This is a genomic window from Agromyces allii (genome assembly GCF_009749385.1).
In the GTDB taxonomy this organism is placed as follows: Bacteria; Actinomycetota; Actinomycetes; order Actinomycetales; family Microbacteriaceae; genus Agromyces; species Agromyces allii.
The window spans coordinates 105,031-119,216 of the sequence record NZ_WBIN01000012.1; the positions used below are offsets into that span (position 1 = coordinate 105,031).

The following is a 14,186-nucleotide window of genomic DNA, read 5'->3' on the forward strand; positions in this document are numbered from 1 at the left end:
ATGAGCGACGAGGCCACGCGAGAGATCGACCCGCGGTTCGATCCCAGATTCCAGCGCGGGTATGTTCCGGATGCCGCGGGCAGCGCCCAACCCACGGCCACCTTCGCCCGGCCGTCGGCCGAGACGCCCGCCGCACGAGCCGATGACGGTCCGGCCCGCGCCGCATCGGCGCAGTCCCCGGCGATCGCGTCGAGCGCCCCGGCGAGATCGACGACCACCGCCGACGACGCCGACCACGCTGCAGCGCTCCTCGCCTACTTCGCCCCGGAGGCCGATCCGCAAGCGGCGGCGGCCCCCGAGGTCGCGGCGCCCGGCGCGCCGCCCGCTCGTGCAGCGACGTACATCGGTCCTCCGCCATCGCATGCCGTTTCCGGAATGAACGCGGCGCCGGCCGACTCGGACTTCGTCGTCGAGCCCGAACCCGTGAGCGAATCGCCGTTCGTGCGGCATCCGGCCCTCGGATTCTGGGTCGTGCTCGGCACCAGCCTCGGCTTCGTCGTCGCCGGCGCGGTGCTCACGTGGAACATCAACTACGCGCAGATGAGCGGGAGGATGACGCTCCCGAGCGAGGGCCAGGCGTTCATCAACGCGATGTCCGCGCTCGGCGCCGGGCTCGTGCAGGCAGGTGTGCTGGGCATCGTCGTCGTGCTCGCCGTGCAGGCCGTGCGCTCCGGGCGGGGCCGACGATCGTGACGCAGCCCTCGACGCCGTCCGGCGCCTCGACGCCGTTCCGCACCCCCGCGGTGATCGGGCTCATCGCGGTGTTCGGCCTCTCGCTCGTCGCCCTCCAGGCGCTCTCGCGGAGCATCGCCGACGCGATGACGGAGATGAACAGCATCGGCCAGGCCACGACCGAAGAGGAGCTGGCCGCGGTCAACGAGCTCTACACCTGGTGGAACACGGGGTACATGGCCGTGCAGACGCTCGGACTGCTGGCCGCGGCATCCGCCCTGGCCCTCGTGTTCGTCTGGTGCTACTGGCCGCGAGGCGCGGCTCAGCGCACGTCGGCACCCGCGAAGGCTCAGTCGAGCGAGGGCACGCGGATGATGAGCGAGGCCGGGTCGACCGTGAACCTGGCCGACACGACCGTGCCGAACTCGTCGCCGTCGATCTCGAACTCCTCGGAGCCCTCGACGATCTCGATGTCGACCGATCGACCGCGCGAGTAGACGATCTCGCGTCGGCGGCTGCCGCCCGTGAGGTCCATGATCTGACGGCCGATGGCCGACTTGCGCAGCACCGGGTTCTCCCAGGTGATCTTGCGCCAGATGAAGAGCCAGCCGAGGAAGTTGCGCGGCTGGAGCACGGCCATGTCGAGGCGCCCGTCGTCGAGCTGCGCGTCGGGGATGAGCTCGATGTTGCCCGGCAGGTAGCCGAGGTTCGCCACGAGGATCGTCGAGACCTTCGAGCGGTGCAGTCGGCCGGCATCGGTGCGGTAGTAGGCGCGGTAGGGCTTCGACGCGGGGAGCGCGCGCAGCCCGGCGTCGACGTAGGCGAGCCAGCCGACGCGCTTCTTCAGGTCGGGGTTCGTGCTCGAGATCATCGCGGCGTCGATGCCGATGCCCGCCATGACGAGCGACGTGTGGCTCTCGGTGTCGCCGTTCGGGCGCGTGATGTCGGCCACGACCACGTCGACGGCGCGGTCGAAGCCCTCGAATGCGAGCACCGCGGCCCCGCGCATGTCGTTGACGGGGATGTCGACGTTGCGGGCGAACAGGTTGCCGGTGCCGATCGGCACGATGCCGACGGGCACGCCGCTGTCGCGGAGCCCGGCCGCGACCGAGCGCACGGTGCCGTCGCCGCCCGCGGCGATCACGAGGTCGACCTTCGACTCGCGGGCCTCGAGCGCCATGCCCTTGCCCGGGTCGTCGACCGTGGTCTCGATCCAGAGCGGCTCGGCGAAGCCCTGCTGCTCGGCGACCTCGGCGATGGTCGTGCGCAGGGTGTCGACGCCCTGCTTGCTCGGGTTGAAGATCACGGCGAGGCGCGGCCGATCGCCTACGGACTCCGCCGCCTGCTGCTTGCCACCCCGCGCCACGCAGCCAACCTATTGCATCAGGATGCCGCGGTTAGACTGGCACGCGTGATCGACCCCGTGCTGCTTCGCGAGAACCCCGACCTGATCAAGCATTCGCAGGAGCTCCGAGGGGAGTCTCCGGCCCTCGTCGACGACGCCGTCGCCGCCGATGCCGCGCGTCGGCACGCGATCACGGCGTTCGAGTCGCTGCGCGCCGAGCAGAACGCGTTCGGCAAGCAGGTCGCGCAGGCGCCGAAAGACGAGAAGGCCGCGCTCGTGGCCCAGGCTCAGGAGCTCGCCGCCAAGGTCAAGCAGGCCAACGCCGAGGTGACCGTCGCCGAAGACGCCTTCACGGCGGCCGTGCGGCTCATCGGCAACGTCGTGATCGACGGCGTGCCCGCGGGCGGCGAAGACGACTTCATCCTCCTCAAGGAGGTCGGCGAGGTGCCGACGTTCGACTTCGAGCCGCGCGACCACCTCGAGATCGGCGAGCTGCTCGACGCGATCGACATGCACCGGGGCGCGAAGGTCTCCGGCGCGCGCTTCCACTACCTCAAGGGCATCGGCGCACGCCTCGAGCTCGCGCTCATGACCATGGGCCTCGACCGCGCGCTGGCCGCCGGCTTCACGCCGCTCATCACGCCGACGCTCGTACGGCCCGAGATCATGCAGGGCACCGGGTTCCTCGGCGCGCACGCCGACGAGATCTACTACCTGCCCGCCGACGACCTCTACCTCACGGGCACGAGCGAGGTGGCCCTCGCGGGGTACCACGCCGACGAGATCATCGACGTGTCGAACGGCCCCATCCGGTACGCCGGCTGGTCGACCTGCTACCGCCGCGAGGCCGGCTCGGGCGGCAAGGACACCCGCGGCATCATCCGCGTGCACCAGTTCAACAAGCTCGAGATGTTCAGCTACGTCGACCCCGCCGAGGCCGAGGCCGAGCACGCGCGACTGCTCGCCTGGCAGGAGGGCATGCTGCAGGACCTGGGCCTCAGCTACCGCGTCATCGACACGGCGGCCGGCGACCTCGGCTCGAGCGCCGCCCGCAAGTACGACGTCGAGGCGTGGGTTCCCACGCAGGGCGCCTACCGCGAGCTCACCTCCACGTCGAACTGCACGACGTACCAGGCGCGTCGCCTCGACATCCGTCACCGCACCGAGTCGGGCAAGACGGCACCCGTCGCGACGCTGAACGGAACGCTCGCCACCACCCGCTGGATCGTCGCGATCCTCGAGACGCACCAGCAGGCCGACGGGTCGGTGCGCGTGCCAGAGGCGTTGCGCGGGTACCTCGGCGGCCTCGAGGTGCTCGAACCCGTCACACGATGAGCGAGCGGATGCCGCGGGCCGACCTCACGACCGACCCGTGGTTCGTGGCGCTCGACGTCGACGGCACGATCATGCACGAAGACGAGTCGATCGACCCCGCGGTCGCGTCGGCCGTGGCATCCGCCCGCGATCGCGGACACGACGTCACCATCGCGACCGGTCGCTCCTGGGCCGGCACGTCGCCGGTGCTCGATGCGCTCGGGCTGCGGCCCGAGTACGTGGTGTGCGCGAACGGCGCCGTGACGATGCGGCGCGACGGCGCGGCATCCGACGCCTCGGCGTCCGATGCCTACGTGCGATTCCACATCGAGACCTTCGACCCGACCACGGCGCTCGAGCGCATCCGCTCGTTCCTGCCCGAGGGGCGGTTCATGGTGGAGCTGCCCGACGGGCACCGGCTCTACACGGCCGGAATGGACACCTGGAACCTCGATTCCGCGAGCCAGGTCGAGTTCGAGGGGCTGTTCGTGCCGAGCGCGACGCGCGTCGTCGTGGTCTCGCCCGAGCATGAGACCCAGGAGTTCATGGACCTCGTCGCGGGCATGGGCCTGCACCAGGTCAGCTACGCCATCGGCTGGACGGCGTGGCTCGACATCGCGCCCGACGGCGTGAGCAAGGCGACCGCGCTCGAGCGCGTGCGCGGCTGGCAGGGACACGACCTGCACCGGGTGATCGCCGTCGGCGACGGCCGCAACGACATCGAGATGTTCACCTGGGCGGGCGCCGCCGGTCGAGCCGTCGCCATGGGCCAGTCGCCCGACGAGGTCAAGGCCGCGGCGACCGAGGTGACCGGCGGCATCGACGAGGCCGGCCTGGCCGAGGTGCTCGACACGCTGCCCTAGCCGGGCGCCCCGCTTCCCGCGCTGCTCCCGACCGGTCCGGTTACACTCGGCTCTCAGGGGAGGGTCGTCGTGAGCGATGATCGCAAGGGGAACGGCGGATCGGCCGACGAGGTCGAACCGCAGGTCGACGCGCCCGCCGCCGAGATGGCGGAGGCGACCGCCGGGAAGGCCGAGCCGACCGCCGAGAAGTCCGCCCGCGACCTGCCGCCGACGCGACCTGCGCCGCCCGAACCGCCGCGGCACGGGCGCATGCCACGCCACAACGGGTGGATCTCCGCGGCGAAGCTCGCGGCATCCGTCGTGGCCGTCGTGGCGATCAGCGGAGTCGCCGTGGTCGCCTTCGCCGCGGTCGACCTCGTGAAGACCGCGACCACCGCACCGACCCTGACGCTCGAGAACGAACAGATCCTCGAGGGCGTTCCCGACATCGGGGCGATGGACGGCGGGCTCAACTTCCTGCTCGTCGGCAGCGACAAGCGGCCGGCCGACGGCGCCTTCGGAGACCCCGAGGAGGACTCGGCGATCCTCAACGACGTCACGATGCTCGTGCACATCTCGCAGGACCACACGCACGTCGAGGTCGTCAGCTTCCCGCGGGACATGCTCGTGGAGGTGCCCGAATGCCCCGACCCGGCCGACCCGAACGGCGAGCCGCTGTCGGCGCTCTCCGAGGTGAAGATCAACACCGTGCTCTCGTACGGCGGCTTCAACTGCGTCGCCGCGACCGTCACCCAGCTCACCGGCGTGCCGATCCCCGTGGGCGGCATCGTCGAGTTCTACGGCGTCGCCGCCCTCGCGCAGGCGGTCGGCGGAGTCGAGGTGTGCATCGCCGAGCAGATCGACGACGAGTACACCGGCATCCACCTCGCGCCCGGCATCCAGACCCTCAGCGGCATGGAGGCCCTGCAGTTCCTCAGGGTCAGGCACGGGGTCGGCGACGGCTCCGACCTCGGGCGCATCTCGAACCAGCAGGTGTTCATGTCGGCGCTCATGCGCAAGCTGCAGACCGACGGCACGCTCAATGACCCCGTCAAGCTCTACGCGATGGCGAAGGCCGTGCTCGAGAACATGAGCCTCTCGAGCGCGCTCCAGAACCCGACCGTGCTCGTCTCGATCGCACGGGCCGTGCAGGACATCGACCTCTCGAAGGTCGCGTTCGTGCAGTATCCGACCGGGTACACCGACGACCAGTCGGCGGTCGTGCCGTCGGACTCGGCGGCCCTCGTCAACGCGGCGCTGCAGGTCGACCAGCCGATCGAGCTGGACCCGAACGCCACGAGCGAGGCCGAGTTCGGCACGGGCGCCGACCCTGCGGCACCCGCCCCCGCGCCCGAGGCGAGCACCGAGCCGGTCGCGCCGACGACGCCCGCCGGGGTGCTGCCGTCGGACGTCACGGGCCAGACGGCGGCCGAGGTGCGCTGCTCGACGGCGAACGAGGGCTGAGGTCGCCTCAGCACGTTCACAGGCTCGACTGGAAGGGTTGACGGGATACGAGTCGGCTAGAATCGTGGCCTGTCTGCTCCGGAATTCGTTCCGACGAACCCCGGAGCGGCATGGAGGGCTGTCCGAGCGGCCGATGGAGCTGGTCTTGAAAACCAGTGGGCAGAAATGTCTCGTGGGTTCGAATCCCACGCCCTCCGCACTCGTGTCGAACCGTCCCCCTGCCGACCCGAACCGCTCGCTCGCCGCGACGACCCGCCCACCGAGAGAGGTGACCGTGACCGACGATCGCCAGTTCAGCTCCCGCAACGCAGCCAAGAACCCCTCCATCGCACGGCACGGACGCCTGCGTCCGCACAGCGTGCTGCGCTCGATCGGCAAGATCACCGCATCGGTGCTGGCCGTGGCCCTCGTCTCGGGCACGGCCGTCGCGGCCTACGCCGCATGGGACCTCGCGAACACAGCGAAGCCGACCGTGTCGCTCGGAAACGCCGCGGTGCTCGACGGCGTGCCCGACATCGGCGCCATGCCCGGCGGCATCAACGTGCTCGTCATCGGCAGCGACAGCCGCGAAGGCCAGGGCGACGGCTTCGGCGACCCGTCCGAAGAGACCGCAGTGCTCAACGACGTGACGATGCTCATGCACATCTCCGAAGACCACTCGCACGTCGAGGTCATCAGCTTCCCGCGCGACATGTTCGTCAGCGTGCCCGAGTGCGTCGACCCCGAAGACCCCAGCGGTGAGCCGCTCTCCGCGCTCTCCTCGGTGAAGATCAACTCCGTGCTCGACTACGGCGGAATGGCCTGCGTCGTGAAGACCGTCGAGAACCTCACCGGCACCGTCATCCCGTTCGCCGGCGTCGTGCAGTTCCTGGGCGTCGCCGGGCTCTCCGAGGCCGTCGGCGGCGTCGAGGTGTGCATCGCCGAGCCGATCGAAGACGAGCACACCGATCTCTACCTCCCGGCCGGCAACGTCGAGCTGCAGGGCCTCCAGGCGCTCCAGTTCCTGCGCACCAGGCACGGGGTCGGCGACGGGTCCGACCTCGGGCGCATCTCGAACCAGCAGGTCTTCCTCTCGGCGCTCGCACGCAAGGTGCAGACCGGCGGAACGCTCTCCGACCCCGGCGCGCTGTTCGGCATCGCCAAGGCGGCGCTCGCGAACATGCAGCTCTCCGACACCCTCGCGAACCCGACCACGCTCGTGTCGATCGCCGTCGCCATGAAAGACGTCGACCTCGCGAAGATCGCCTTCATCCAGTACCCCACGGGCACCACCGACGGAGGCGTCCTCCCGTCCGACTCGGCCGAGATCGTGAACCTCGCGCTGCAGCAGGACATCCCCGTCGACTTCGACCCCGACGCCGATGACGCCTCGTTCGCCTCGGCGACCGACCCGACCGTCATCCCCGCCGACCCTGCGGCCGAGGCACCGGCGGCCGAGGTCCCCGCGGCCGACGCGCCCGCCGCCGACGCCGCGGCCGACCCGGCTGCTCCGGCGCCGACGACCGAGGCCCTCCCGAGCGACGTGACGGGCCAGACGGCCGCCGAGACCCGCTGCTCCTCAGGTCGTTCGCTCGAAGACCAGTAGGCGCGGAGCGGGCGAGGTCCCGACGACGCCGGCTGTCAGCGGGCGCTCGCCCGGCGCCTGCCGGCGCCGAATCGTGTTTCGCGGCATCCGCGGGTTATGATGGCAGTCGCGTGCGCGCAAGCGTTCGCGAGGAGACGTCGCATAGTCCGGCCGAGTGCACCACCCTGCTAAGGTGGAGTCCCCGTAAGGGGACCAGGGGTTCAAATCCCCTCGTCTCCGCACTTGGGCGTATTTGGCTTTCTCAGGCGTTTTGGTCTGAGAACTGAGCTGCAATACAGCCAAGAAAGAGGGCCTCCGCTTCTGCGGAGGCCCTCTTTCGTTTGTTGGTCGCCTTCTTGGTGGTTTCACCGCCTCGCCGCGTAAAGGCTGGCAGCAACGAGGTCGAAATCGGGCCTGGCGGGCGTGAGGAAGCGCCCCTTGGGCTATGGCTACTCGCGAACTTCGCTACTCCGCTTCGGGCGGCGGCGGCGGCGGTCGGTCGAGACGTTTCTGCTCGGGATCGTCGTCGGGTGCTTGGCGAGGCTTCATGTAAGGACGACCGTACGAGGAATAGTGCTTCGGGCGGATCGGATCCACGCTGTAGACGAGCTTCAGATGCATCTTGCGAACGAATCGCGTGATGATGCGAATGTTCGCGGCGAGCAGTTGGATGGCCAGGAGGACTTGGTTTGCGGCTAGTCCGCGCACTCGTCGAATGCCGCGCGTGCCGACACCTTCGTGTGCAGGATCTTTGATGATGGAGTGAAATCGCTCAGACGCGTTTCTGTCGTTACGGTATGTGCGCAACCATTGCCGCGACCCGAATTGTAGGAGCTGTGCCCGCTTGAGGTCGGCGTCTGCTGGGATCGTGACAGAAGTTTGCCGACAGATGGCGGGCAAGATGGGCTCAGCTGGCGGGAGATCCGTTTCGTGCACCGCACGCTTTGCCTTCTTGCTTGACTGCGGGTGGATGGCTCGGATCTCGCAAAGGAGGATCGCGTTCTGTCCGTACGCCGGACACATGTGGACCTGGGCACCGTCGGCGTTGGGGCTCTCTTTGGCTCTGGCGCGATAGAAGGAACGCGCATCTATGAGTCGGAAGTAGGTCTCTTCATCGATTCGGCCCGCTCTGAAATCAATCGTCGCATTGCGGAGATGAGCAGGTATGCCAGGTGAGTACGGTGCTCCCTCAAGCAGGATTGCGCCTTTTACGCTGCCTCGCACGCCGAGCTGGTCGTCTTTCAGATCAGTCACGACGCCCCACCGCATCTGGCGGACTGCCCTATGGAGGCGGTCGATGGTGCTGCCGGCAAAGAACTCGCGGTCTCCGGTAACGTGACCAGGGCTATAGCCGCGGTCGGTGATGAGCCCTTGGAGTAGACCAACCAGTTCGAGGTCGGAGTCTTTCAGCGGCTCACTCAAGCTGAACGCCATCACGACGTGCGGCACTGGGTCTCCGTCGACCTCGGGAACGAGGACGGCGAAATTGCCCGCCGCGCCCCACGACATCGGCGTGCGCAGCTTTCCGTCTTCGTCGAGCCGGGCGCCGGCGCTGTGTACGAAGTGGTAGAGCTCGGGTTCGACGACCGCGCCGTTCCACTTGTCGGTTCGTGTCCTCCGGTCCGTCACTTTGCCGCGCCACCCGCGCTTTGTGCCTGTAGGGATGAACGACTGGTCGTGAGTGATGCTGATCTTCTTCAACCCACGGCGCATTTCGCGAGGCATGGCACTGAGTGATGCTTCGAGCAGCCGGTTGGAGAAGAAGTCGAGGCGGGACTTCATGGTCGCCTCGAACTCGTGGTCCCGGTACAGCCTGAACTCGATGCGACCTTGCAGGTTCGTGCCTTCGCGGCGGTTGAACTGGGGAAAGGGGTCCATGACGTTCACGAGGCGGTGATAGGCCGCACACACGTTGTTGTACCAGTTCTTTGCTGCGACGGGATCTTCGTGATCGCGAGGGGCCGCGGGGACACCGAGCATCCCGCGCGCATCGTCGTCCAGGCGGTATGCCAATAGGTCGCGGACGAGCGTCAGGTGGGGAGGGGCGTTCTCGAGGACGAGAACGAGGAGTGCGACCAGCAAGTGCGTGTCGAGGATCGCAGCGGGACGTCCGCCAGGATGAGTCGATCGGTCTTCAGCCCGCCATTCTTCGATAAACGGGATCACGCCTGCCGCCTCGAGAAGTTCCAGCGGCTCGCGAATCGTCTCGGCCGTCACAGGGGAGACTCTGCGGCGGGCGACCAAGAAGTCGTGGCCGAGGCCTGGGCGCATGGCGTCGCGAGCGAACCGGTCCGATGATTGTCGTATGGCTGGTGTGCGCTTGGCCAGCCTCGGTCGGTAGCTGCCATGCTCCGGCTCGGATTTGCTAGTCATGGGCTGAGTCACCTCCCGCAATCTCCCAGGGGTCGGGACTCTCCGCTGCAGGCAGCAGCGAGTAGTAGCTATTCAGTGCCCCTGCGGTTTCGAGTCGGGCCAGGCGCATGATCTGCGTCGGGATGAAGCCTTGATGGATGAGGTGAAGAATCCAGTTGGTTCGGAGGCGCCCCGGGTGCGGCAGAACGCCGCTGTAGCCGGCGAGGAGTCCGCCCTTCATGCGTGTCGACTTCTCATCCCTGGCCCTGTGCGGCCACGCGAGGTAGTCATCACGGTCGCGATCCTCGAGAAAGGGCGCGATGTGAGAAATCCAGATGCGGTGCAGCGGAATGATGCGTGGAACGTCGCTCCGGACGTGGACGGAGTATCCCCACGGGGCGGGCTGGAGATCACGGACTCGCACGTGCGGCATCTCACGGGCAATGAGACCGGCACCAGCTCCGAGGACGATCGTCGCGATGATGTCGTTGCGTGCCCGGACCATTGATCGAGCGCGCGCGGCACTGACAAGATCCGCGAGTTCCGCCGGTGAGTATGGTTTGGGCGCGAGGGTCTTGGAGGGCACCGTGGCGGTCAGTTGCGCTCCCGTATGGAGATTCGCGAGGAGAGTCAGCCTCGCTGCCACCTCGTGCCTATACCGCTGACTACGTTTGGCGATTACGACACGGACGTACCGGTCGATCACGGGCGCACAGAATGCGGTCCGCACGGAGAGCGGTGCGCCGTCTTCGACCAGCCACAGGGCGTAACGAGTGACATAGCCGAGGTCGGCGAGGACGACCGAGTCGGATGACGTGGCGTAGGGAACGATGCTCGCGACTACGAATTCGCGAACATGCGACCACGCTGGGTCGGCAATCCCTCTAGGGCGATAATTCTCGATCATGAGTCGCGTTTCATCACGAACGCGGTAATATTTAACACCAGCATGTCGCAGTGTCTGGTTGAAAGTCAATGCTTTTTCGCCACCCGGCATAACGACCACTCCCTTGTTAGAAACAAGCAAAAGCGCCACCAAATTACGGGATATCGATCGATTACTGCGATGATCATGCACCAGCGTAGGCTGGTTCGGTGTTGTAAAGACCGGTGTGTCGATGATTTGACAGGGCCTGTCATTGGCGGAAGGTAGCGTCTATTACGTGTCTCGACGGGAACGTGCGCGGCCAGTAGATCTGGCTCCAGATTGGCCGCGTTCGACCATGCAAAATCCCGAGGCAGAGTCACTTCGACAGGCTGTATTGCGACTGCGAGCAGAGATGCACAACCGTTCACTCACCTACCAACGGGTTAGTGATCTGTCAGGTATCGGCGACTCCGCAATCAAGGCCATGGTGTACGGAACCGCTTGGCCTGACACCCACACGTTGGGGCGAATCGAGCATGGCCTCGGAGTTGCGCTGTGGCCCTCAAGTGATCGGCGCCGTGAACACGACTACGAGTACGACCAAGCGGAGTACGTGGCGGTAGGCGAGCACGAGGAGGTGTTCTGGGAGTCACCACACTTTTGGCGTCCGCGCCAGACATCCGCCAATTGGCCGGAGGAGCCCTGCAAGACGCCGGAGGCGGAGAAGATCAGGCTGTTCGTGCTTCGAGTGCGCGATTATGTAGATCAGATCGGGCTTGAACAGGTGTCGATAGCTCTCGGGTTTACTCCCGACTTGCTGCTGGGATTCTTCTCGGGCGCGGAATGGCCCTCGTCAGTGCACATAGCTCGAATCGAGCGCGTGTTCGAGAAGGACCGCCTTTGGTCCCCTCCATATCTGGGTGCTACTTCAGGGCCCAAATGGTACGGCTCTCCGTCCACTTCGGAACGAACGGCAGAAACTGATCGAATGCATCGATTGATTTGAGGCCCGAGGCCTCAAGTAGGGGTACCGCCGGCGTCCCGCGGTTCAGGTGATGCACGATCCAAGTGGCCCGCATTCGACGGGTCTGAAGCCGTACCGGTGCGTCCGACTTGCTGATGAAGAGGCCCGTGAGGTTGGCGCTCCTGTAATGACGGCCTGGCAGAAACGCCCACTCGTCCGGTTCGCCGGCCCAGGAGGCCTGGAGGAGTGCCGGGGACCAAAGTTCAAGAACAGGGATGCGGCGAGACCGCTTGCCCTTGAGGTCTAGGAGCAGGCCAAGCTCGTCAGGGATGATGTCGCCACGTCGGACCGAGATGATCTCCTCGTTTGAGAGGCCGGCCCCAAATCCCAGCGAGAGCAGGACCGCGGCGTTGGCCGATCGCAGCCTCGTGCCCTGCGATCGCGCCCACGAAGTAAACCCTGCTTGGTCGAGAAGGGCATAGGGTTTCGACGGATTAGGGCCGCTATACGCGCGCAACGGCTGGCGAAGCTTTACGTCGGGGCCGAACGCCTCAGCAAGCCTCAGGAGGCGTGAGCGGATTGTTCCCCGTCCCGCCTTTGTATAGCCGGTCAACCCCTCCGCGATGTAGTACTCGATGACGGCCACATTGAGCATCTGTTCCGAAGTGTCGATTGCGGATCCAGTTCTCCAGCACCAGAGCGCATAGGGTCCGAGTGCTGCGGCAAGCTCTTTCTCTGAGTACGCTGTGCGGCCTCGAGCCGCGGCGAGTGTCTCGAGCACGAAGCTCCGCACGTGCGGCCAATGCTCCACATGGAGCTCCGGGTGGTACTCGTAGCCGTCCGTAGATCCCATGTTCGCGCTCTGTCATTGCCATCGTGGTGGTGATTAAAAATGCCATCTAGAGCCGTGCCGCAGGTATCAGGATTCCTGGTGACTCTCGCGGCCGATCCCATGGCGAACGCGCACTTCATAGGCCGCCCTCAGGCGGATTCTCTGCCCACGCGAGGGGTGTTTTGGCGGTTGATCCCGCTACAGTTGCGACATGACTGGTCTTAGATACTACCAGAACGCACAATTGGTGGTCGCGCAGGTTCGGGAGAACGCGAGGGCTGCCATTGCGGACTCCTCGCTGCAGGACATCGCGCACCGCGCCGGACTTGATGTTGACGAGTTGGCGGCATTTCTCGGCGGGGCCATCAGTGGCGACCTCTTCATCCTGAGTCGGCTCGAGCATGCCTTGGGCGTCTCGCTTTGGCCCGAAGCCGTGGTGCTTGCCGATACCGATCGCCTGACGCAATGTCCGGAAGGGGGTCCCTAGGTCTCGAGTGTGGTCCTCCCGATCCGGTGGACCTTGCTTGCCCGCCCCGGAGAGAGGTTCGCGTGGTTGATCGGCCCGGAAAAGCTTCGCGTGCCGGTTTCTCGCTGCCTTCCGGGTGGGAACTGTCAGAGCGAATGTCGACGCACTGCGCTCGCCCATACCCATGTGAAGCGCTCGACCCCATCCGCCGACCAGCGAATGAGAACCGCCCCAGTCGTCCAAGCGACAGCGACCCCCTGAATGAGTCGCGGCTCCTCGTAGACCACCCGGTGACGAATCCAGGCTTCGACGCTGACGGGTTCCCGGGCCTCCACCCTTCTTCCAGTGGTCCTCAATTCTTCGGGCGATAGCGGCACCGGCGTGCCGCGTGATGCATCGAGGCGCTCTGCCCGCGCAAGGTTCTCGTCGAGTCGGCTGTCGTACCGGCGATTTTGAGTCAAGCCAGCCTGCCTTTCGCGAGCTAAGGACCGGTTGTCGCCCGCGTACCAAATTCGAATGTTTGTTCGAAGTCTAGCCTCCACCAATTCTGACCCCTGCGCCGATCGTTGTGCTCGCAGTGCCGGTAGCCTTGGCTCATGTCTCGCACATCTCGCCCAGATCCGGCGGAGCTCGCGCCAGGATGGCCGGATGTTCCTTCTAGCGACACCGCAGCTGAGGCGGCTCGGCGATTCGCGACAAATCTTCGATCGGCGATCGGCGATCGAAGCGTGCGGGCTGCGGCGCGAGATGCAGGACTCAGCCATACATCGCTCCTGAAGTATCTGGACGGTACTTCGTGGCCAGACCTCTACGCGATCGCTCGACTGGAGGAGGCGTTGGGTCGCAGGCTCTGGGCTGGGCCTAAAAAGTAGCTTCGCGTCTGCTGATTGCGGCAGTACAGTGGATTCATGAGTGGCATTAGATATGGCCAGTCGCTTAAAACAAGCCTAGCCCGCCCTCGGGAGAACCTCTGCCTGGCGATCGGCCAAGCCGCTCTGCAGGAGGTGGCACACCGCGCCAGGCTCGAGGTCGACGAAGTGGCGAGTTTGTTGGGCGGGACGACCCACGGCGATCTCTTCCTGACCAGACTCGAGGAAGCTCTCGGAGTGACTCTGTGGCCACGAGTGCATCCGATCTCAGAAGCGGACTCCGACGACCGCCGGCTCGAAAGCGAGTTGTGACGTGGCAGAGGAGCTATCCGAACTTGACGCGACCGAACGCGGGCGATTTGCCATCTTCACGGAAAGCGGATCGATCTACGAGATCGAGATCAGCGGCAATGCCGCGAGGCTCTGTCGGCACCCGAATGCCGACACGGGTTCCTCGTCGCTCTATCGAGACAACGAAACGATCGAACTCCACGACTTCACCGCAGCAGTTGGACAGAGCGCGGCATTTAAGTTCCTCAAGGACGACCCGACCTTGTCTCCGGACTACTTCGCGACCTTCCGACTCACGACGCCAGTCGTTCGCATCATTCGCTTGGAATGGGAATGAAGAAGA

11 protein-coding genes and 2 tRNA genes are annotated in these 14,186 nt (G+C 66.1%); 9 read left to right on the forward strand and 4 right to left on the reverse strand.

Annotation, left to right across the window (positions count from 1 at the left end):
* Entirely contained in the window at positions 1-693 is a 693-nt protein-coding gene (locus GQR16_RS15455) for a hypothetical protein (RefSeq protein WP_157416057.1), read from the forward strand.
* A gap of 328 nt (positions 694-1,021) precedes the next feature.
* Here GQR16_RS15455 and GQR16_RS15460 read toward each other — a convergent pair whose 3' ends face one another.
* On the reverse strand, positions 1,022-2,038 hold the full coding sequence (locus GQR16_RS15460) for a diacylglycerol/lipid kinase family protein (RefSeq protein ID WP_157416058.1): 1,017 nt from the start codon (positions 2,036-2,038) through the stop codon (positions 1,022-1,024).
* A 45-nt stretch (positions 2,039-2,083) separates the two neighbouring features.
* On the opposite strand from GQR16_RS15460, the gene serS reads away from it, so the two are divergent.
* From serS to GQR16_RS15490, 6 genes are all read left to right on the forward strand, one after another.
* The gene (gene serS / locus GQR16_RS15465) at positions 2,084-3,352 is read left to right on the forward strand and encodes a serine--tRNA ligase (protein ID WP_157416059.1); all 1,269 of its coding nucleotides are present in this window, start codon (positions 2,084-2,086) and stop codon (positions 3,350-3,352) included.
* The gene (locus tag GQR16_RS15470; protein WP_157416060.1) at positions 3,349-4,194 is read left to right on the forward strand and encodes an HAD family hydrolase; all 846 of its coding nucleotides are present in this window, start codon (positions 3,349-3,351) and stop codon (positions 4,192-4,194) included. The genes serS and GQR16_RS15470 overlap by 4 nt, the downstream gene beginning before the upstream one ends.
* A gap of 69 nt (positions 4,195-4,263) precedes the next feature.
* Complete coding sequence (locus GQR16_RS15475; RefSeq protein WP_157416061.1) at positions 4,264-5,637, forward strand: LCP family protein; 1,374 nt, start codon at positions 4,264-4,266, stop codon at positions 5,635-5,637.
* 112 nt (positions 5,638-5,749) lie between these two features.
* Positions 5,750-5,834: transfer RNA gene (locus GQR16_RS15480), tRNA-Ser, on the forward strand.
* Between the two features lie 77 nt (positions 5,835-5,911).
* On the forward strand, positions 5,912-7,222 hold the full coding sequence (locus tag GQR16_RS15485; RefSeq protein WP_246200873.1) for an LCP family protein: 1,311 nt from the start codon (positions 5,912-5,914) through the stop codon (positions 7,220-7,222).
* A 130-nt stretch (positions 7,223-7,352) separates the two neighbouring features.
* Positions 7,353-7,441 (forward strand) — tRNA-Ser (locus GQR16_RS15490).
* A 225-nt stretch (positions 7,442-7,666) separates the two neighbouring features.
* Here the strand turns inward: GQR16_RS15490 and GQR16_RS15495 are convergent.
* The 3 genes from GQR16_RS15495 to GQR16_RS15505 all read right to left on the reverse strand — a co-directional run bounded on the left by GQR16_RS15495 (position 7,667) and on the right by GQR16_RS15505 (position 12,238).
* Positions 7,667-9,418 (reverse strand): hypothetical protein, encoded by a 1,752-nt coding sequence (locus GQR16_RS15495; RefSeq protein ID WP_157416062.1) that lies wholly within the window; start codon positions 9,416-9,418, stop codon positions 7,667-7,669.
* Between the two features lie 148 nt (positions 9,419-9,566).
* The gene (locus GQR16_RS15500; RefSeq protein WP_157416063.1) at positions 9,567-10,631 is read right to left on the reverse strand and encodes a site-specific integrase; all 1,065 of its coding nucleotides are present in this window, start codon (positions 10,629-10,631) and stop codon (positions 9,567-9,569) included.
* Between the two features lie 713 nt (positions 10,632-11,344).
* Positions 11,345-12,238, reverse strand: a complete 894-nt coding sequence (locus GQR16_RS15505; RefSeq protein ID WP_157416064.1) for a hypothetical protein — start codon at positions 12,236-12,238, stop codon at positions 11,345-11,347.
* Between the two features lie 190 nt (positions 12,239-12,428).
* Here GQR16_RS15505 and GQR16_RS15510 point away from each other — a divergent pair, with 190 nt between their 5' ends.
* The gene (locus GQR16_RS15510) at positions 12,429-12,704 is read left to right on the forward strand and encodes a hypothetical protein (protein WP_157416065.1); all 276 of its coding nucleotides are present in this window, start codon (positions 12,429-12,431) and stop codon (positions 12,702-12,704) included.
* A gap of 1,161 nt (positions 12,705-13,865) precedes the next feature.
* Positions 13,866-14,180 carry a hypothetical protein gene (locus tag GQR16_RS15515; protein WP_157416066.1) on the forward strand — a complete coding sequence of 105 codons (315 nt, stop codon included), beginning with the start codon at positions 13,866-13,868 and terminating at the stop codon, positions 14,178-14,180.
* Positions 14,181-14,186 lie beyond the last annotated feature (6 nt).

Bases quoted from the DNA above. Each gene is read 5' to 3' on its own strand.
- GQR16_RS15510 (WP_157416065.1), top strand. From the start codon at position 12,429: ATGACTGGTCTTAGATACTACCAGAACGCACAATTGGTGGTCGCGCAG.
- GQR16_RS15505 (WP_157416064.1), bottom strand. From the start codon at position 12,238: ATGGGATCTACGGACGGCTACGAGTACCACCCGGAGCTCCATGTGGAG.
- GQR16_RS15455 (WP_157416057.1), top strand. From the start codon at position 1: ATGAGCGACGAGGCCACGCGAGAGATCGACCCGCGGTTCGATCCCAGA.
- GQR16_RS15470 (WP_157416060.1), top strand. From the start codon at position 3,349: ATGAGCGAGCGGATGCCGCGGGCCGACCTCACGACCGACCCGTGGTTC.